We start from the raw sequence: 20,602 nt of genomic DNA, 5'->3' as shown, positions 1-20,602 counted from the left end.
AAGAAGTTGGAGGGATAGATTTCTATGATTATCAGATATGCAGAAGAGAAAAATTTTATAGAATTGCGACAGTTTTATGACGGTATGTGTAAAGTTTTGAGCGGAAAAGATTTTCTGCCGGAGGGAGATAAAGGTGGTTTCCCTCCAGATGAAATGATCAAAGATGCAATCAAAGAGAGAAATCAGTTTATCGGTATTGAAGATGGTCGAATTATTGCGGCGTATATTATGAATCATGATCGTGATGAGGCGTATCACGCAGTTAAATGGCTTATTGATGCAAATGATAACGATACAGTAGTTCTTCATGCCTTGCGTGTCCTTCCGGAATATGGAGGTCGTGGATACTCGAAGCAGTTAGTTCAACACGCAATAGACACAGCAAGGGAAAGAAACCTTAAATCAATTCGTCTTGATTGCATAGAGGGAAATGATATTCCACAGAAAATGTATATGTCGTTTGGATTTAAGTATGTGGATAAGGTTGAAATCACATATGTTGATATTGGAGTACCGAGGAAGTTCCTCTTATATGAGTTTCTACTCTAATCAAGACATAATAATAGTTATATCTTGAACATTGTACAAACAAATCCCAGTTTACTAAGTCCGGTAATTAGAATTTTAAAAATCGAATTATAAAAACAATAAGAGATATATAAAATATGAAATTGAAATTAGAAAATATTGAATCGAAAAGAACTCAAGAACTGGCAAATTTAGTCAGAGCATACAACAGATCCAATAGAGAACCGTCTAAAAGCGAACCACTTAATATTTATTTGGAAGATGAAGATGGGAATTTAGTTGCGGGAATGGTAGCGGAGACTTTCGGTAATTGGCTTGAGATTGAATATCTGTATGTCAGTGATGATTTACGTGGACAAGGAATAGGCTCAAAGATCTTAGAAACGGCGGAAAATGAGTCAAGAAATAGAGGCTGTAAGTATTCATTTGTTGATACTTTTAATTTTCAAGCACCGAAATTTTATAAAAAACATGGTTATAAAGAGGTGTTTGCATTGAAAAAATATCCTTATACAGGGGAGAGGTACTATTATACAAAAGAGTTGTGATTTGAAATGTAGTTTTGAATTGGATTATTTACTATGATAAATATTATAGATAAATCAGTATTTATAGAGGAGTGATGATGAAAGATATCAGACCGGATTTTAAAGATATAAAATCATTTGAAGAATTTAACAGATATTATTGGTATCGAGAAGAACTTTCACAAATTTGTAAATCTCTTGGGCTGGAATATAGATGCACAAAGCAAGAACTGAACTTAATTATAGAACAATTTTTTAAGGGAAATAGAGTGGAAAAATCTGTAAGGAAAGTAAACAAAAATCAAACTGAATCGATAAATTTAAATACGCCATTGCTTGAATGTGGATTTTCCTTTAACCAAAAATTTAGAGATTATTTTTCTGCTGTAACAGGTGTTAATACATTTAAATTTAATGCTGATATGGCAACAGCTTGGAGAAAAGTAAAAGCCGAAAATGATTTAAGCTTTACGATGCAAGATATGTTGAAAGTATATTATGGTGAATCAGATTACGCTAAGTATGATAATTCAGCTTGTCAATGGAATCAGTTCCTAAAAGATTTTTGTTTAGATGAATGTAGTAATAATTATTCTGATAAGTTAAAAGCTGCAGCTACCCTTTGGAAAGAAGTTAGAGACTCAAAAAATGAAAAAGTTTATTCAAGGGAACTTTTAAAAAAATATAAAGACAAAATAGAGGAGTACTTAAAGTAAATAAATCTGATTTTAAGAGTTTGAAAGGGGGTATACAGACATTGATGAATTTTATGAAGAGAAATAAATTTTATTTACTGCTTATTATGATGGCTTGCATATGTTGGGGTTGTAAGAGTAAAAATATGAATACCATCACAAGCAAGGAAACAGAAAGTAAAATTACCGAAGACAGTACTTCTGCTAAAGCTATTGATAATGACAGCACTAAAGAAAGTTCCAAGGAAAGTGCTGTACAACTTTCTGATTTTATAAATCCTGAGGGGAATACGCTTTTTACCCGTTTTATTACGCCGGAGGGATATAAAAGAGTGGAAGCGTCTGAGGGAAGCTTTGCAGATTTTATAGGGAATTATCCGCTTGAGCCTGACGGTACTCCTGTGTATTACTTTGATAAGAGAGAAAAGAGCGGAGACGGTCACGCCGCAGTATTTTCTATGGAAGTAGGAGAAGAGGATTTGCAGCAGTGTGCAGACAGTATTATGAGAATATATGCCGAATATCTGTATAAGAGCGGAAATGAGGATAAAATAAGTTTTAAGTTTGTAGACGGCTTTGTATGTGATTATAATCATTGGAAACAGGGGTACAGAGTGAAGTTTTCAGATGACAAGCCATATTGGGAAAAGAAGACTGATGCCAATAACAGTGAAGAGACATTTAAAAAGTATCTAAGAATTGTATTTGCGTATTCATCTACACTTTCTATGGAAAAAGAAGCAAGACCGATAGATATATCACAACTTAAGGTGGGAGATATTTTTATAAAGGGAGGAAGTCCCGGGCATGTGGTGATGGTAGCGGATATCTGTGAAAATGAGTCCGGAGAAAAGGCATTTTTACTTGCACAGGGATTTATGCCGGCACAAAGCTTTCATATAATCAAAAATCCTGCTCACAGTGAAGACCCGTGGTATTATCAAAGTGAGGTTAAGTATCCTTTCAGAACACAGAATTATACTTTTGATGAAGGAAGCTTAAGGAGATTAAATTATTTAGATTAGCAGTAGGAGTTTGTATACATTTATAATATACACTATTTTAATGCTCACGAATATGATAGAATATGTTAATTAAGAGTTTAAACAATATGATAGAATTTAAATGGGATGGAGAATAAATAATGGCCGGAAAAAATAATACAAACATTGGTTTTGAAAAGCAAATTTGGGATGCTGCTTGTGTTCTATGGGGACATATTCCTGCAGCAGAATATAGAAAAGTTATCGTAGGCCTTATTTTTCTTCGCTATATATCAAGTGCATTCGAAAGACGTTATGATGAATTGGTAAAAGAAGGTGACGGCTTTGAAGATGATAGGGATGCATATGCAGAAGAAAACATTTTCTTTGTGCCTGAAGAGGCTAGATGGAGTAAAATTGCATCGGAAGCTCATACACCTGAAATAGGCACAGTAATTGATGATGCTATGAGAGCTATTGAAAAAGAGAATACGACACTTAAGAATGTTTTACCTAAAAACTATGCAAATCCCGATTTAGATAAAAGAGTACTTGGAGAAGTTGTAGATCTGTTTACCAATGAAATAAAAATGGACGGTACAGAGGCCGGCAAGGATTTACTTGGTAGGACTTATGAGTATTGTATTGCTCAGTTTGCAGCATACGAGGGAACAAAGGGCGGAGAGTTTTATACACCTTCAAGTATTGTAAAAACAATTGTTGCAATTTTGAAGCCTTTTGATAATTGTCGAGTATATGATCCATGTATGGGAAGTGGCGGTATGTTCGTACAGAGTGAAAAATTTGTACAGGCTCATAGTGATAACAGAGGAAATATTTCTGTTTATGGTCAGGAGTCCAATGCAGATACATGGAAAATGGCAAAAATGAATATGGCAATAAGAGGAATTGATGCAAACTTCGGTGCTTACCATGCAGATACATTTTTTAATGATCTTCATAAGACATTAAAATCGGATTTTATTATGGCAAATCCGCCATTTAATTTGTCAAATTGGGGAGCCGATAAATTGAAGGACGATGTCAGATGGAAGTATGGAATGCCGCCGGCAGGAAATGCAAACTATGCATGGATACAACATATGATCCATCACTTAGCACCGAACGGTAAAATAGGTTTGGTACTTGCGAACGGTGCTTTATCATCTCAAACCTCAGGAGAAGGAGAAATAAGAAGGAAAATCATAGAAGATGATTTAGTCGAGGGTATTGTAGCTTTACCTACACAGCTTTTTTATAGTGTGACTATTCCTGTAACATTGTGGTTTATCACTAAGAATAAAAAGCAAAAAGGAAAGACTCTATTTATTGATGCCAGAAAAATGGGTTATATGGTTGATAGAAAACATAGAGATTTCACAGAAGGAGTTCAGGAAGGCGGTAGCCTTGGAGATATTGATTTATTAGCAAAAACATTTGAGGATTTTCAAAATGGAGTATTGGAGGAAAAGAAAGGATTTTGTGCTATAGCTTCAATAGAAGATATAGCAAAGCAAGATTATATATTAACACCGGGTCGATATGTAGGTATTGAAGAGCAGGAAGATGATGGAGAGCCGTTTGAGGAAAAAATGGCAAGATTAACATCTGAGCTTTCTGATATGTTTAAAAAGTCCCATGAATTGGAAGAAGAGATAAGAAAGAAATTGGGGGCGATTGGGTATGAAATATAGGTTAGAAGAAATTGTAGATGTAACAATGGGACAATCGCCTAAATCTGAATACTATAACACAGAAAAGAATGGGTACCCTTTTTTGCAAGGAAATAGAACATTTGGATTTAAATATCCTACTTTTGATACTTACACAACGGTAGTGACGAAATTTGCTAAAGCCGGAGATGTGATAATGAGTGTTAGAGCACCTGTTGGAGCACTTAATATTACTCCAGTGGATATGTGTTTAGGTCGTGGTGTTTGTTCATTGAGAATGAAGAATGGAAATCAAAGTTTTTTGTTCTATATGATGAAATATTATGTTTCACATTTGCTAAAAAAAGAGAGTGGTACAGTATTTGGCTCAGTGAACAGAAATGATATTAACAGCTTGGAAGTTGATATTCCGGAAGATGTAGAAGAACAAAAGAGAATTGCTAGATATTTGGAAATGATAGACGATAAGATTGAACTCAATACTGCGATAAACAATAATTTATTAGAGCATGCACGACTTATGTACAAAAATCGCTTTATAGACATGACGACTTTTGATGGCATTATGCCTAACGAATGGCATGTGGGAACAGTGTCTGAAATCATAAAATTCCATGATTCTAAGAGAGTCCCACTATCAAGTCGTGAGCGTACTTACTTAGAAAAAATATATCCATATTATGGTGCTACTTCTGTAATGGATTACGTTGATAGATACTTATTTGATGGAGTATATCTTCTGATTGGTGAAGATGGCACAGTGATAGATAATAAGGGCTTTCCAGTATTACAATATGTTGAGGGAAAGTTCTGGGTAAACAATCACGCTCACATTATTACTGGGAAAAATGGATACTCTGTAGAAATATTATATTTACTTTTCAGCATGACAAATGTGCAGTCAATTGTCACTGGTGCAGTTCAACCAAAGATTAGTCAAGCTAATCTCAATAAATTACCTGTAGTAATACCATCAACAACTGAAATTCAATCTTTTGATTCAATAATTCAGCCTATCTTCTCTCAGATACGAATACTAAGAGCTGAAAATGACAGACTTGCAACAATACGAGATACTCTTTTACCTAAATTGATGTCCGGTGAACTTGATATATCAGACATTGACCTTTAAGCCACTAAATTATTGTTTACCTGCTGTTCAGAGTCTAAACTATCTTATTGCCCTGCGGTCAATAAGCGTCGCAAGTCTACGACTTGCTCAATTATTGTATATCATAACTATCATAAAAATATAGAAAGGGAAGTTGCTATGACATTAGAGAATAAACTTGGCATTACTGATTCGGTAGAATTAGCTAAAGCTGAAGAAAAAATTAGTAAAAAAAGAGCAATAGAACTCTTTGAAAGCGGATACTTGGATAATCTTGAACATGGAACTTTTAAATCACTAGCTGAAATACACAAATATTTATTTGATCAGATTTATGATTTCGCCGGACAAATAAGAACTGTTAATATTGCAAAAGGTAATTTCCGTTTTGCTCCGCTTATGTATTTGAGAGCATCTCTTGAAAATATCGAAAAAATGCCACAGTCAACATATGATGAAATTATAGAAAAATATGTAGAAATGAATGTTGCACACCCTTTTCGTGAGGGAAATGGCAGAAGTACAAGAATTTGGCTTGATTTGATTTTGAAAAAAGAGTTAGGTCAAGTTGTTGATTGGAGTCTTGTAGATAAGGAGGATTACCTTTCTGCTATGGAACGCAGTCCCGTTAAAACTATTGAAATCAAATATATATTAAAGCAAGCACTGACAGAAAAAATCAATGACCGTGAGATTTATATGAAAGGTATTGACCACAGCTATTATTACGAAGACTATTTTACATTTAAGACAAGTGATTTGTAACTAAAAACTTCTATCAGCGGCAGAAGTCAATTTAAAGAACAGCCGTTGCTTGTCAGTTCTCAATAAAAAAGGAGAAATGACGATGAAACAAAACTTAATAAATGATATTGTTCAAGGAATGTTGCCATATTTGAACAACGCACAAAACGAAAAGTTGCAGGAGGTTTTGCAATATGTCTTTGCAGACTATGAGATAAGAGAAAAGCAAAAACAAGGGAAAGTTTCAAAGCAAAACTTTGTAGAACTGTTCTTATCGGCAAAACGCATAGAGGGTTGTTCCGAAAAGTCTCTTAAATACTACAAGGCTACGATTGAAGCTATGCTTGATGAACTACAAAAAGATGTCAAACATATAGTTACAGACGACATTAGGGGATACCTGACAGAATATCAGGAAAAGAAAAAATCAAGTAAAGTTACAATAGACAATATCCGCCGTATTCTTTCAAGTTTCTTTGCTTGGTTGGAGGATGAGGACTACATACTGAAAAGTCCGGTAAGACGTATACATAAAGTTAAAACCGGTACAAACATAAAAGAGACCTATTCAGATGAAGCTTTAGAACTTATGCGTGATAATTGCACAGAACTAAGAGATTTAGCAATAATAGATATTCTTGCATCAACCGGTATGCGTGTAGGTGAAATGGTGTTGCTTAACAGAAATGATATTGATTTCAACGAGAGAGAATGTATTGTGTTCGGCAAAGGCAGTAAAGAGAGAGTTGTTTATTTTGATGCAAGAACAAAGATTCACTTGCAGAATTATCTTAACAGTAGAATAGATGATAACCCGGCTCTGTTTGTATCATTGAAAGAGCCTCATAAAAGGCTGGAAATAGGTGGAGTTGAAGTAAGATTAAGGGAATATGGGAAGAAATTAGGGTTGCAAAAGGTACATCCGCACAAATTCAGGCGTACCCTTGCAACTATGGCGATAGATAAAGGAATGCCCATTGAGCAACTTCAGCAGCTTTTAGGGCATAGAAAGATAGATACGACCTTGCAGTACGCAATGGTAAAACAAAGCAATGTAAAAATTGCTCATAGGAAATATATTGGATAGGGAGGAAAAGTTTATGGCTGAATGGGTTGAGTGTACAATTGGAGATTTGTGTAATACGATTTCAGATACCTACAAAGGAAAAGATGAATATGTTGTTCTTATTAACACATCAGATGTTTTGGAAGGGAAAGTTATGAATCATGAAACGGTTGCCAATAAAAATCTGAAAGGTCAGTTTAAAAAGACATTTAAGAAAGATGATATTCTGTATTCTGAAATAAGACCGGCTAATAAAAGATTTGCTTTTGTTGACTTTGAAAACACCTCAAATTATATAGCGTCAACCAAACTTATGGTCTTACGACATAACGATACAGTATTGCCTGAATACCTTTTCGCTTTGCTGAAATCTAATTGTGTAATTGATGAATTACAACACTTGGCAGAAACCCGTTCTGGAACATTTCCGCAAATAACATTTTCATCTGAACTTGCTTCAATGAGAGTTTTTTTACCAGATAGAGAAACACAAAAGAGAATTGTAAGTGTTTTATCAAGTATTGAAAAAAAAATTGATAATAATTTAGTGATAAACAATAATTTACCGCCTCATCCGTGTTATGCACGGATAGCTGCGAAGCAGCGTAGGCAGACACCGAAGACGGACGAATGCTTGCATACGGACGGCAAGGTGTCTGACAGAGGCGGTAACGAGGAAACTGCGGAGCAGTTTTCGAGTCTATTAGCCGCTTAAAAGTCGATGTTGGAGACATCAAGTTCGCCGGACATAAGTTTGGGTAATAATGAATCACGAAGCTGCTTTAAATAACAGATTTCATCGTAATTATTGCGAATAGCAGCATCTATTGGAGAAACTAACGCTTCAAATTCATCAAGCTTTTCACTTGATGGTATGAGGAGAGGCATTTTATTTAGCGAAATTCTGTTAATTGATCCAAATACAGTGCCTTCTCCATTAAAAACATCTAACTGCTTTTTGAGGGAAAACATTGTGTATAGTACAAAAGCTTGATGATTATCCTTTGAATGAATAGCTGCAAGTCCTCGCCCAATACAGCAATCTGTATGAGCAACATTTAAGTCTCCAACAGGCGCTCGAACACTCATTAATGTGTCATTTGTACAAGCCATTCGCTTTGGTTCAGTTGTATAAAGTCGCACAGTCGGAAATCTGAATCCAAATTCGGCACGACCTTGGAAGAAAATTATACCATTTCTATCTTCGTTATAGCTACTGCTGCTTGGAGACTGTCCCATTGTAATATCAGCTATGTCACTCAATATGCCTTCCGTCCAGTCTGAACTTGCATTATCAATAAACATTTGCTTATATATAGACTGAGCTTGCTGCTCTAAATTATTGTTTTACATATTATGTATGAATGTAAATTATCTTATTGATCTGCGGTCAATAAGTATCGCAAGTCTGCGACTTGCTCAATTATTATTTTATATATTATGAAATTAAAGGAGAGTTTTATGTCCGGATTATACACCGAAGCTGACTACGAAAACTCAATAATAGAATTGTTTCAAAACACCTTGAGATATGAATATATATATGGTCCTGATATTGAAAGAGATTTCTACAGTCCGTTATATGAGGATGTTTTGATAGATTCACTGCGCAATTTGAACAGGGATTTACCTGAGGACGCTATTGTGGAAGCAATATATAAACTGAAAAATATTGAAAACGGTGAGTTGGTTCAAAAAAATGCTGTTTTTATGGACTATTTACAAAACGGTATATCTGTAAGGTATTTTGCAGATGGAGAAGATCGCTCTGCGATTGTATACCTTGTTGATTATAAAAATGTAGAAAACAATTCATTTATAATAGCTAATCAGTGGACTTTTATTGAGAACAGTAACAAACGTCCGGACATTATTCTGTTTTTGAACGGTCTGCCGGTCGTATTAGTTGAACTTAAGTCTCCGTCACGTGAAGAAACTGATGCTTCCGAAGCTTATAGACAGCTACGCAACTACATGCAAGAGATTCCTTCCATGTTTGTTTATAACGCTATATGTGTTATGAGTGATCAGCTGACTTCCAAAGCAGGTACAATCACTTCAGGGGAAGACCGTTTTATGGAATGGAAAACCAAAGATGGAGATTATGAAAACACCCAATATGCACAGTTTGATACTTTCTTTGAGGGGATTTTTCAAAAAGAAAGACTACTTGATATTATAAAAAACTTTATATGTTTTTCAAATGAGGGTGTTAGCAGTTTTAAAATATTGGCAGGATACCATCAGTATTTTGCGGTAAGAAAAGCTGTTGAGTCAACAAAGAAGGCTACTATAACTGACGGAAAAGGTGGTGTTTTTTGGCATACACAGGGAAGTGGGAAATCACTTTCAATGGTGTTTTATGCTCATTTATTGCAGGAAGCGTTGGATAGCCCGACAATTGTTGTGCTTACAGATAGAAATGACTTGGATGATCAGCTCTATGGGCAGTTTGCAAAGTGTAAAGACTTTTTGAGACAAGCTCCTATGCAGGCAGAAAGTAGGGAAAATTTAAAAACTTTGCTTGCCGGAAGGCAGGCAAACGGTATTATCTTTACTACCATGCAGAAATTTGAGGAGTCTGATGAGCCGCTTTCTGAACGTAATAATATTATAGTTATGGCAGATGAGGCACATAGGGGTCAGTATGGACTTGCAGAGAAAATTAAGATTGTAAAGAACGATGCCGGTAAGGAAGAGGCAAAGCGAGTTATCGGCACAGCAAGAATTATTCGAAATTCACTGCCTAATGCTACGTATATAGGATTTACAGGTACACCTATTTCTTCTAAAGACAGAAGTACCCGTGAGGTTTTTGGTGATTACATAGATATATACGATATGACACAGGCTGTTGAAGACGGCGCAACCAGACCGGTGTATTATGAGAGCCGTGTTATAAAGTTGAACCTGGATCAAGAGATATTGGATAAGATTGATGCAGAGTATGATTTGATGGCTCTTAATGCAGATGAAGAAGTAATTGAGAAGAGCAAGCGAGAGCTTGGTCAGATGGAAGCGGTACTTGGAAATGACAATACAATAGATTCACTTGTTTGTGATATCCTTGAACATTATGAGAATAATCGAGAAAATCTTCTTACAGGAAAGGCTATGATTGTAGCATATTCACGTCCTATTGCTATGAAGATTTATAAGCGGATTCTGGAATTACACCCTGATTGGACTGAGAAGGTAGGAGTTGTTATGACTTCCGGAAATAATGATCCGGAGGAATGGAGACAGATTATCGGAAACAAGCATCACAGGGATGAACTTGCAAAGAAGTTCAAAGATAACAACAGCCCTATGAAGATTGCCATAGTTGTTGATATGTGGCTGACAGGATTTGATGTGCCTTCTCTTGCTACTATGTATGTATACAAACCTATGGCAGGACACAATTTGATGCAGGCGATTGCACGTGTAAACCGTGTTTTCCGTGACAAGGAAGGTGGTCTTGTTGTCGATTATGTAGGTATTGCTACCGCATTGAAACGGGCGATGAATGATTATACATCCAGAGATAAAAAGAATTACGGAGATACAGATGTAGCAAAGGTTGCATATCCTAAGTTTATGGAGAAGCTTGCAGTGTGCCGTGATAAATTTCATGGATATGATTATTCAAAATTTAAGAACGGTACAGATCTTGAAAGAGCAAAAGCTATCAGCGGTGCTGTAAATTTTATTATCGGTAGAGAAAAGGTTGATGATAAAGACTCATTTGTAAAGGAAGCTCTTATGCTTCATCAAGCACTGTCACTTTGTTCATCCTTGATTGATGAAGAAAGTAGATTTGAAGCGGCTTTCTTTGAGGCGGTCAGAGTGCTTGTTATCAGACTTACCGTTACCGGTGTAGGAAAAAAGATATCATTACCTGAAATGAATGCAAGGATAAATGAGCTACTTAAGCAGAGTATTAAAAGCGACGGTGTGATAAATCTGTTCTCGGATATTAAAGAGGAGTTTTCTTTGTTTGATCCGAAGTTTCTTCAGGAAGTAGCTAATATGAAAGAGAAAAATCTTGCAGTAGAGTTGCTGAAGAAGTTGATTGCAGAGCAGGTCTCTGTTTATCGTAGAACAAATGTGGTTAAGTCGGAGAAATTCAGCGATATTATGCAAAGGGCTATCAACTCTTATCTAAACGGAATGCTGTCTAATGAAGAGGTTATAGAGGAAATGCTCAAACTTGCAAAACAGATAGCGGCTGACCAAAAAGAAGGTAACAAACTTGGTCTGAATGCTGACGAGCTTGCATTTTATGATGCATTGACAAAACCGCAGGCAATTAAGGATTTCTATGAAAATGAAGAGCTGATTGCAATAACAAAAGAGCTGACGGAAACGCTTAGAAAAAATAAGACAATTGACTGGCAGAAGCGAGAATCCGCAAGAGCAAAAATGCGTATGCTCATTAAAAAGCTTTTAAAGAAACACAAATATCCACCTGAGGGAATGGAAGATGCCGTTCAGACTGTTATGACACAGTGTGAGCTTTGGACGGACAATAACAGCTTTGAAGAAAATCACAATATTTACAGCTACTCCGATAATACAGATGATACGTTACCAATGGTGGCGGAAGAAAAGACAAAATACAGTTTTTAAGTATTAGCATGAAAATTTCATATTTACATAACTATACTAAAATGCTATACTATTGGAGCAACAAAATAAATTTGCCCTTATGGGTATTATATACACTTATTAAGAGTGACGGAGAGTTAAGGATCTGTGATGTCACGGCAACCCCTTTTAGGAAGGTGCCAACCTGAGCGAGAAATCGAGCAATGAGTGGAAGCCTTAGTCCACCGTTTGGTGGACTTTTTTAATACTAGATATACTTAATTGTTTAGTTTATATTCTAAGGTTTATATAAGTGTAAAAAGATAGGAGAAAGATGGAAGAGAGAAGACTTTTTACTTCAGAATCAGTTACAGAAGGACATCCTGACAAGATGTGCGATCAGATATCGGATGCAATATTGGATGCATATTTGGGTGCGGACCCGGATTCAAGAGTGGCTTGTGAGACGGCTACAACTACAGGAATGGTGCTTGTAATGGGAGAAATCTCATCAAAGGCTACTGTAGATATCCAAAAGATAGTAAGAGAGACGGTAAGAGAGATAGGCTATGACAGAGCAAAGTACGGCTTTGACTGTGACACCTGCAGTGTGCTAGTAGCACTTGACGAACAGTCAAAGGATATTGCGATGGGCGTAGACAAGGCATTAGAGTCAAGAGAGTTCATCGACAAAGAAGATGAGGACAACGGTGCAGGCGATCAGGGACTTATGTTCGGATATGCTACAGACGAAACAAAGGAATATATGCCTTATCCTATATACCTTGCTCACAACCTTGCAAAGAGACTTACACAGGTAAGAAAAGACGGTACACTTAAGTATCTCAGACCTGACGGTAAGACACAGGTTACTGTAGAGTACGATGAGGAAGGCAAGCCTGTAAGAATAGATACTGTAGTGCTTTCCACACAGCATGATGAGGATGTGACACAGGAGCAGATACATAAGGATATAAAGAAATATGTATTTGACGAGATTATTCCTCAGGATATGGTGGATGAGAATACAAAGTACTTTATCAATCCTACAGGAAGATTCGTTATAGGCGGACCTCACGGAGATTCGGGTCTAACAGGAAGAAAGATAATAGTTGACACCTATGGAGGCTATGCAAGACATGGCGGCGGTGCTTTCTCAGGAAAGGACAGCACAAAGGTGGACAGATCTGCAGCTTATGCGGCAAGATATGTTGCAAAGAATATAGTAGCTGCAGGGCTTGCAAAGAAATGTGAGATTCAGTTGTCTTATGCTATCGGTGTAGCACATCCTACATCAATATCTGTAGATACATTCGGTACAGGTAAGATAAGCGACAGTGCTATAGTTGAGCTTATCAGAAAGCATTTTGATTTAAGACCTACAGGAATAATAAAGATGCTTGACCTTAGAAAGCCGATATTTAAGCAGACTGCAGCCTATGGACATTTCGGAAGAGACGACCTTAATCTTCCATGGGAGAGACTTGACAAGGTAGAGGAACTTAAGAAGGGTATCTAATGAAAATCGGCTCCGGTTTATTTTCGGTAGTTTGTCTGGTAATAGTTGTACCGTCGATACTTTTGATATATAGTATAAACTATGAAACTGCAAGGGATGTAGACCTCTGGCTTACAATCCTTGCATGTGTCATAGATGTTATTGCAATTGTAATGTGGTTCTGGATCTATAAAAGAATTTTGGTACCGCTTGATAAGATGCGTATAGCTACCAAAAAGATTGCAGACGGTAATTTTGATTATGAATTGGATGAGAAAGATTTTGTGGAAATTCCTTTTTTGTACAATGATTTTGAAAAAATGCGAATCAAATTAAAGGAAAATGAGGAGGAGAAGATTCTTTCTGAAAATGCGTCAAGAGAGCTTGTGAGCAATATTTCACATGATTTGAAGACACCGCTTACGGCTATCAGAGGTTATGTGGAAGGGATACTTGACGGAGTCGCCTCCTCACCGCAAAAGGTCAGAGATTACTTGACCACTATATACAATAAGACAAACGATATGACTAAGTTGATTGATGAATTGCTTTATTATTCAAGGGTTTCAGGAAATGAGTTTTCATACAACTTTGAAAAGACAAATGTCAAAGAGTTTTTTGATGACTATGTGAAGGATCTGTATCTTGAACTGGATACCATCAGAATAAATTTTTCATATAGTGCCAATGTCGATGCCGATACTATGATAGATATTGACAGGGAACAGATAAAAAGAGCTTTGAATAATATAGTGGCCAATGCGGTGAAGTATATGGATAAGGAAGATCCTGAAATTCACTTCAGAGTCAAAGAGACTATGGATGCTATAAATATAAGAATTTCAGATAACGGAAGAGGTATAGATGAAAAGGATCTGCCTCATATATTTGAGAGGTTTTACAGAAGTGATGCATCAAGGAATACCAAGCTTGGTGGCAGCGGTATAGGTTTATCTATCGTGAAAAAGGTGATAGAGAATCATGAAGGTAGTGTTGTTGCTATGTCAAAATCCGGAGTAGGAACGGATATAGATATAGTTTTAAAAAAGTAGGAGATATAAAATGGGCAAAGTTCTTATAATTGAAGATGAAGTAAGCATAGCTGAGCTGGAGAGAGATTATCTGGAGATTTCCGGCTTTGAGGTGGATATTTCAACTGACGGAAAAGAAGGACTTGATAAAGCATTGAGTGAAGATTATGATTTGGTACTATTGGATTTGATGTTGCCCGGATTAGACGGATACGAGATATGCAGGCGTATAAGGGCAACCAAGGAAATACCTATCGTGATGGTCAGTGCTAAGAAAAACGATATTGATAAGATAAGAGGTTTGGGACTTGGTGCCGACGACTATATGACTAAGCCTTTTTCACCAAGTGAGCTTGTAGCCAGAGTGAAGGCGCATATAACAAGATATGACAGGCTGGCAGGTGTTGCGGCCGCCAACAGAGATATTATAGAAATCAGAGAACTTAAGATAGATTCAAGCTCAAGAAGAGTTTGGTGCTACGATAAGGAAAGGACATTGACCGCAAAGGAATTTGATATACTCAGATTCTTGGCTGAGCATCCGAACAAGGTATATTCAAAGGAAGATCTTTTTAGAGAAGTTTGGGGACTTGAGTCGATGGGTGACATTTCTACAGTTACCGTACATATCAAAAATATAAGAGAGAAGATAGAACTTGACAGTTCCAAACCTCAATTTATAGAGACAATCTGGGGTGTAGGATACAGATTCAGAGGCTGACACTTTGTGTCAGCTTTTTCATACAATAAAATATTCGATTACAAATACCAATGTGCAGCATATCAGTGCCACTTTGAAAAGGTTGGCTCCAAACCATGCGGCAATGATTCCCACAATAAAACTTATAATACCTGAAGTCTTTGACATGGTTGCATGCAATATGGCAGGGAAGGTCATCACGGAAAGCGTAACATAAGGTACATAGTATAAAAATGACCTGATAAAGGTGTTTTTCAATTTTTTTCTTATAAGTGTGAGCGGAAGTACCCTGATAAGATAAGTTACGACAAACATTATAAAGATATATATCCATTTATTCATTACTGTCTCCATTCTTCAGCGGGAAAAATATTGCTCCGAGGGCTGATATTACAACTGTAAGTAAAATCGTCTTTATTCCTTCGGATATTCTAAAAAAGTCAAAGGAAAATATATAGCTTAGTAAAAAGCTTACAATGACAAGTGAAAGTATTACCTTGTCGGACTTGGCTGCAGGTATAATAATTGCAATAAACATTCCGTAGAGTGCAACGCTGAAAGCCGAGACAAGTCTTATCGGAAGGATATTGCCTGCAACCGCACCGAAGAAGGTTCCGAAAGCCCATGCCGGTGAAGCTGTAAGTATTACTCCGAATGTGTAGTAGGGGTTGACATCTCCGGGTCTTGCAATGGACACTGCAAATATTTCATCTGTCAAAAGATGTGCAATTATCAGAATATGATGAAGCGGTGTGTCTTTTCGTATTCTTTGACTGAGTGCAATACTCATCAAGAGGTATCTTGCATTCGCTATCAGTGTGATAACGGCAATCTCTATATAGGATGATGATATGGCAATCATTGAAAATCCGGCATATTCTCCTGCCGAAGCATTGTTTAAAAAGCTTGCGACAAGCGCTTGAAGCGGGGAAAGTCCCGATTTGGTAGCCATTATGCCCAGTGAAAACGATACTGCAAAGTACCCTAAAGCGATTGGTATGCCGTCTCTTACACCGAGAAAGAAAATATTTTTATTTTTACCAAACTTGTATTCCATAAACAACCTTCTATAAAAATGATATTTCTATTGTACTACAAAAAATATATTACGGGATAAAAATTTCAAAACATCCGGCAGTTTACCAAGCTAAAAGCTTGCATTGTCTTTATCATAAAAAAATGGTATGATTAAGTATCCGAGATATGTCTTATGTAGGCGGTTTTCGGACTTTGGGTTATATATAAACTACGAAATATTTATTCTTTCATAGTTAGGTGGCAGTGCCGCAAAAATAAAGGTCTTTTGACAAATATGATTGGAGGGTTATATGAATAAAGGGCAAATCAATACAAATCTTGGTCAAATAAGTATAAATCCGGATGTTATAGCATTCTATGTCGGAATGCAGGCTGTTGAGTGCTTCGGTATAGTAGGTATGGCGGCAGTTTCCGTGACAGACGGTATTGCAAGGCTCCTTAAGAGAGAGAGTATGACAAAGGGCATCAGTATAAAAATAGAGGACAACAAGCTTGTTTTGGATTTTCATATCATAGTTGCATATGGTCTAAGTATCAGTGCAATAACTCAGAATCTGATAGAAACTATAAAATATAAAGCTGAAAATTTCACAGGAATGGAAGTAAAGAAAATAAATATATTCGTAGAAGGTGTACGAATAATAGACTAAGGAGGATTTTTTGTGAGTCTAGAGCAGATTGATGCACAATCACTGAGAAGTGCTTTTATAACAGGAGCCAAAAGCTTGGAGGCTAAAAAGGAGTGGATAAACGAATTGAATGTTTTTCCGGTTCCTGACGGAGATACCGGTACAAATATGACAATGACTATAATGTCGGCGGCAAAGAATCTGGCGGCTGAACAGAGTGATGATATAGCTACACTTTGTAAGGCCATAGCGCAGGGTTCACTTCGCGGAGCCAGAGGAAACTCAGGCGTTATACTTTCACAGCTTTTTCGAGGAGCGGCAAAGATTTTAAAAGAATCGCAGACTATAGATGTGTTTGAACTTGCACTTGCTTTTGATAAGGCAAGTGAGACAGCATATAAGGCGGTAATGAAGCCGAAAGAGGGTACAATCCTTACAGTAGCCAAGGCTATGGGAGAGAAGGCACTTGAAATATATGACAATTTTGATGATATTATCCCGTTTTTAGAGGAAGTATTAAAATGCGGCGATGAAACTCTAAAGCAGACACCTGAGATGTTGCCTGTACTTAAGAAGGCGGGAGTTGTGGACTCCGGCGGTCAGGGACTTATGGTTATACTCCACGGTATCCTTGAAGGACTTAAGGGTAATATAATAGAGCTTGGAGATGTTGTACTTTCCGGCAAGTCGTCAGCAGTCAGCGGTGCCGCAAGAGACGATATCGATACTGCGGATATCAAGTTCGGCTACTGTACCGAGTTTATAGTGAATTTGAAAAAAGAGTTTACAGATGAGGATGAGGAAGAGTTCAAAAAATTCCTGACATCTATCGGAGATTCTTTGGTATGTGTTGCCGACGATGAAGTGGTTAAGGTGCATGTACATACTAACGATCCGGGACTTGCCATTCAAAGGGGACTCACATTCGGTGAGCTTACCAACTTAAAGATTGACAATATGCGTGAAGAGCATAGGGAAAGAGTAATAAAGGGTGTGGATAAGATCTTAAAAAAGCAGAACCACAAAAAGAAAATGGGGGTTATCAGTGTAAGCGCAGGTAGCGGACTTACCTCTATTTTCAAAGAAATAGGTGTGGATATAGTGGTTGAAGGCGGTCAGACTATGAATCCGAGTACGGAGGATATCATAGAGGCAATTGACAAGTTAAATGCCGAGACAGTGTATATCTTACCTAACAATAAGAATATAATTTTGGCGGCTGAGCAGGCGGCAAAATTGGAAGAGAATAAAAAGGTTGTTGTAATACCTACAAAGACCATACCGCAGGGTATTACCGCAATGATAAGTCTTTCTGAGGACAGGAGCGCCGAGGAGAATCTTGAAAACGCCAAGGAAGAGATTGCCAATGTGAAGTCGGCACAGATTACCTATGCTGTACGAAATACCACTATTGACGATGTGGAGATACATGAAAACGATGTTATGGCACTTGGAGATAACGGTATTATAGGCGTGGATAAGAGTATAGACTCTGCTGTAGATAAGGCTGTTTCAAGCATGATAGATGATTCAAGCGAGCTTGTAAGTCTTTACTACGGTGCCGATGTCAGTGAGGAGGATGCTACGAAGCTTTGTGACGAGCTTGTAGGTAAGTATCCTAAGCTTGAATTTGAGTTACATAACGGCGGACAGCCGGTTTATTATTATTTTATATCTGTAGAATAATTACTTAATAACTAGGTTTATCAAGTCTTTGATTTGATGACCTAGTTAAAACTTTGTTAGGAGATGCATGCCGGATATATCTGTAAAAAACATAAAAGGTGTGGGAGCAAAGACAACACAGTATTTGGATAAGCTTTGCATAAGGACTGTAAATGACCTTTTGAAGCACTATCCTGTAAGATATTTGGAGTATAAGCCTCCCACAAAAATTGGAGATATAAATAAAGATGAGGATGTTGTAATCAAAGCAACGCTTACAAAGACTCCGACATTTGCAGGAAGTAATAAAAAGGTACTGACGGCAAAGCTTACGGATTATATAGATGTAATAGATGTGATTTGGTACAACTCGGCTTACTTAAGAATGACTTTAAGAGCAGGTGAGAGCTATGTCTTTGTAGGTAAGATGTCAAAAAGAAGCAAAAACACTTTGGAGCATCCGACTATCTATACTGTAGAGGAATACGAGAAAAAAATCGGAAGCTTCAAGCCGGTTTACGCGCTTACTGCAGGTATCAACAACAATGCTATGGAAAAGCTTGTAAAATCCGCATTTGAATATATCCCCGATATGGACTTTAAAGAGTATCTGCCACAGCCGATTGTGAAAAGATTTTCGCTTGAGGACAGGGAAGTTGCTATAAAAAATATTCACAATCCTATGAACAGGGAAAGCCTTTTTGCTGCAAAGAAGAGGCTGTCATTTGATGATTTTTTCAGATTTTTATACGGCATGAGACTTTTAAAGGATAAGAGGCTTAGAGTAAAGACAAAGAACATAGTAGCAAATGACAAAGAAACATTGAATGAAATAAAATCTGTGTTACCTTTTACACTTACAGATTCACAGGACAATGTAATAGAAGAAATTTTACATGATATGTCAAGCGGGACGGTAACAAACAGGCTTATACAGGGCGATGTGGGTTCCGGAAAGACAGTGGTTGCACTGATTTGCCTTTATATGGCTGTAAGATCCGGTTTTCAGGGTGTTGTAATGGTACCGACTGAGGTATTGGCAAAACAGCATTTTAAGTCTATGTGTGATATATTAAATAAGCTTGATAATCCGCCTAAAATAGGTATACTTACAGGGTCTATGACAAAGAAGGAACATTTGCTCACATATGAAAAGATAGAGAGCGGTGAACTTGATATAGTTATAGGTACTCATGCACTGCTTGTAGAGAATGTAAAGTTCAAAAAACTTGGACTTGTAGTGACTGATGAACAACATCGTTTCGGAGTAAGGCAAAGAAGTACACTCTCAGACAAGGGAGAAGACGTGCATGTGCTTGTAATGTCGGCTACACCGATACCTAGGACACTTGCCATAATACTTTACGGAGACCTTGATATTTCCACAATAGAGTCAAAACCTGTGGGCAGACTTCCGATAAAGAATGCCGTAATTACTGAAAATGACAGAGAAAAAGCTTACAAACATATATTACTTGAGATAAAAAAAGGGCATCAGGCGTATATCATATGTCCGATGGTTGAGGAAAGTGAAAATATAGAAGCCGAGAATGTATTGGACTACGGTAAGAAAATAGCCGATAAATTTTCACAAAATTGTAAGGTAGAAGTGTTACATGGGCGAATGCATCAAAAAGAAAAAGATGATATAATGTCTCGGTATGTAAATAAAGAGACTGATATCTTGGTTTCGACAACTGTAATCGAGGTGGGAGTGGATGTTCCAAACGCTACCGTAATTATGATTGAAAATGCCGAGAGATTCGGACTTGCTACCTTGCATCAGCTTAGAGGAAGAGTCGGAAGAAGCGGATTGCAGTCATATGCAATATTTGTGAGAACTTCAAACTCTAAACTGGCAAAGCAAAGACTTGAGATAATAGGAAATTCGAATGACGGATTTTATATTGCTTCCAAAGATTTGGTTTTGCGAGGTCCGGGAGAGCTTTTCGGATTGGCACAGAGCGGCGAACTTGATTTCGGCGTTGCAGATATATATAACGATAATGATATATTTGAGATGGCAAAAGAGGCCGTAAATGTGATACAATGTGACAATATGGGGGATGATGAGAAAGATAAGCTTGAGAGGGAGATAAACAGCTATATGGATTTACATTATAAAAAGTTAGCACTTTGATAGGA

19 protein-coding genes and 1 riboswitch are annotated in these 20,602 nt (G+C 37.1%); of the genes, 16 read left to right on the top strand and 3 right to left on the bottom strand.

Annotation, left to right across the window (positions count from 1 at the left end; translation table 11 throughout):
- Window positions 1-24 precede the first annotated feature (24 nt).
- From EHW90_RS07955 to EHW90_RS07915, 9 genes are all read left to right on the top strand, one after another.
- A complete protein-coding gene (locus EHW90_RS07955) occupies window positions 25-549 on the top strand; it encodes a GNAT family N-acetyltransferase (RefSeq protein WP_124952292.1) in 525 nt (174 codons plus the stop codon).
- Window positions 550-665: 116 nt separating this feature from the next.
- Window positions 666-1,076: a GNAT family N-acetyltransferase gene (locus EHW90_RS07950; RefSeq protein WP_124952291.1), complete on the top strand. Its 411-nt coding sequence runs from the start codon at window positions 666-668 to the stop codon at window positions 1,074-1,076.
- A 77-nt stretch (window positions 1,077-1,153) separates the two neighbouring features.
- Window positions 1,154-1,771 (top strand): SAP domain-containing protein, encoded by a 618-nt coding sequence (locus EHW90_RS07945; protein ID WP_124952290.1) that lies wholly within the window; start codon window positions 1,154-1,156, stop codon window positions 1,769-1,771.
- A gap of 44 nt (window positions 1,772-1,815) precedes the next feature.
- A complete protein-coding gene (locus EHW90_RS07940; RefSeq protein WP_124952289.1) occupies window positions 1,816-2,775 on the top strand; it encodes a DUF4846 domain-containing protein in 960 nt (319 codons plus the stop codon).
- A 119-nt stretch (window positions 2,776-2,894) separates the two neighbouring features.
- Window positions 2,895-4,427, top strand: coding sequence for a type I restriction-modification system subunit M (locus EHW90_RS07935; RefSeq protein ID WP_124952288.1), 1,533 nt, complete (start codon window positions 2,895-2,897; stop codon window positions 4,425-4,427).
- A complete protein-coding gene (locus EHW90_RS07930; RefSeq protein ID WP_124952287.1) occupies window positions 4,417-5,538 on the top strand; it encodes a restriction endonuclease subunit S in 1,122 nt (373 codons plus the stop codon). The genes EHW90_RS07935 and EHW90_RS07930 overlap by 11 nt, the downstream gene beginning before the upstream one ends.
- Window positions 5,539-5,676: 138 nt before the next feature.
- On the top strand, window positions 5,677-6,282 hold the full coding sequence (fic, locus tag EHW90_RS07925; RefSeq protein WP_124952286.1) for a protein adenylyltransferase Fic: 606 nt from the start codon (window positions 5,677-5,679) through the stop codon (window positions 6,280-6,282).
- Window positions 6,283-6,364: 82 nt separating this feature from the next.
- Window positions 6,365-7,348 carry a site-specific tyrosine recombinase/integron integrase gene (xerA, locus tag EHW90_RS07920; RefSeq protein ID WP_124952285.1) on the top strand — a complete coding sequence of 328 codons (984 nt, stop codon included), beginning with the start codon at window positions 6,365-6,367 and terminating at the stop codon, window positions 7,346-7,348.
- Window positions 7,349-7,361: 13 nt separating this feature from the next.
- Window positions 7,362-8,042 (top strand): restriction endonuclease subunit S, encoded by a 681-nt coding sequence (locus tag EHW90_RS07915; protein ID WP_124952284.1) that lies wholly within the window; start codon window positions 7,362-7,364, stop codon window positions 8,040-8,042.
- Here EHW90_RS07915 and EHW90_RS07910 read toward each other — a convergent pair.
- A complete protein-coding gene (locus tag EHW90_RS07910; protein WP_124952283.1) occupies window positions 8,039-8,632 on the bottom strand; it encodes a restriction endonuclease subunit S in 594 nt (197 codons plus the stop codon). The two genes, EHW90_RS07915 and EHW90_RS07910, sit on opposite strands and share 4 nt — an antisense overlap.
- Before the next feature lie 156 nt (window positions 8,633-8,788).
- On the opposite strand from EHW90_RS07910, the gene EHW90_RS07905 reads away from it, so the two are divergent.
- The 4 genes from EHW90_RS07905 (at window position 8,789) to EHW90_RS07890 (ending at window position 15,146) form a co-directional block, all read left to right on the top strand.
- Window positions 8,789-11,938, top strand: a complete 3,150-nt coding sequence (locus tag EHW90_RS07905; protein ID WP_124952282.1) for a type I restriction endonuclease subunit R — start codon at window positions 8,789-8,791, stop codon at window positions 11,936-11,938.
- Between the two features lie 93 nt (window positions 11,939-12,031).
- Window positions 12,032-12,127, top strand: a riboswitch (SAM riboswitch).
- A 103-nt stretch (window positions 12,128-12,230) separates the two neighbouring features.
- Window positions 12,231-13,415: a methionine adenosyltransferase gene (gene metK, locus EHW90_RS07900; protein WP_060931775.1), complete on the top strand. Its 1,185-nt coding sequence runs from the start codon at window positions 12,231-12,233 to the stop codon at window positions 13,413-13,415.
- A complete protein-coding gene (locus tag EHW90_RS07895; protein ID WP_124952281.1) occupies window positions 13,415-14,446 on the top strand; it encodes a sensor histidine kinase in 1,032 nt (343 codons plus the stop codon). Before metK ends, EHW90_RS07895 begins: the two co-directional genes overlap by 1 nt.
- A 10-nt stretch (window positions 14,447-14,456) precedes the next feature.
- Window positions 14,457-15,146, top strand: coding sequence for a response regulator transcription factor (locus tag EHW90_RS07890; RefSeq protein ID WP_124952280.1), 690 nt, complete (start codon window positions 14,457-14,459; stop codon window positions 15,144-15,146).
- 18 nt (window positions 15,147-15,164) lie between these two features.
- Here the strand turns inward: EHW90_RS07890 and EHW90_RS07885 are convergent, their stop codons facing one another.
- Window positions 15,165-15,467, bottom strand: coding sequence for an AzlD domain-containing protein (locus EHW90_RS07885; protein ID WP_124952279.1), 303 nt, complete (start codon window positions 15,465-15,467; stop codon window positions 15,165-15,167).
- Window positions 15,460-16,182 carry an AzlC family ABC transporter permease gene (locus EHW90_RS07880; RefSeq protein WP_124952278.1) on the bottom strand — a complete coding sequence of 241 codons (723 nt, stop codon included), beginning with the start codon at window positions 16,180-16,182 and terminating at the stop codon, window positions 15,460-15,462. Before EHW90_RS07880 ends, EHW90_RS07885 begins: the two co-directional genes overlap by 8 nt.
- Before the next feature lie 271 nt (window positions 16,183-16,453).
- Between EHW90_RS07880 and EHW90_RS07875 the strand changes: the two genes are divergently transcribed.
- From EHW90_RS07875 to recG, 3 genes are all read left to right on the top strand, one after another.
- On the top strand, window positions 16,454-16,813 hold the full coding sequence (locus tag EHW90_RS07875; protein WP_060931771.1) for an Asp23/Gls24 family envelope stress response protein: 360 nt from the start codon (window positions 16,454-16,456) through the stop codon (window positions 16,811-16,813).
- A gap of 12 nt (window positions 16,814-16,825) precedes the next feature.
- The gene (locus EHW90_RS07870; RefSeq protein ID WP_124952277.1) at window positions 16,826-18,478 is read left to right on the top strand and encodes a DAK2 domain-containing protein; all 1,653 of its coding nucleotides are present in this window, start codon (window positions 16,826-16,828) and stop codon (window positions 18,476-18,478) included.
- Window positions 18,479-18,545: 67 nt separating this feature from the next.
- Window positions 18,546-20,597, top strand: coding sequence for an ATP-dependent DNA helicase RecG (gene recG, locus EHW90_RS07865; protein WP_124952276.1), 2,052 nt, complete (start codon window positions 18,546-18,548; stop codon window positions 20,595-20,597).
- Window positions 20,598-20,602 lie beyond the last annotated feature (5 nt).

The sequence above is a fragment of the Lachnoanaerobaculum orale genome, assembly GCF_003862485.1.
Lineage (GTDB): Bacteria > Bacillota > Clostridia > Lachnospirales > Lachnospiraceae > Lachnoanaerobaculum > Lachnoanaerobaculum orale.
This window is presented reverse-complemented; position numbering and strand designations above follow the sequence as displayed.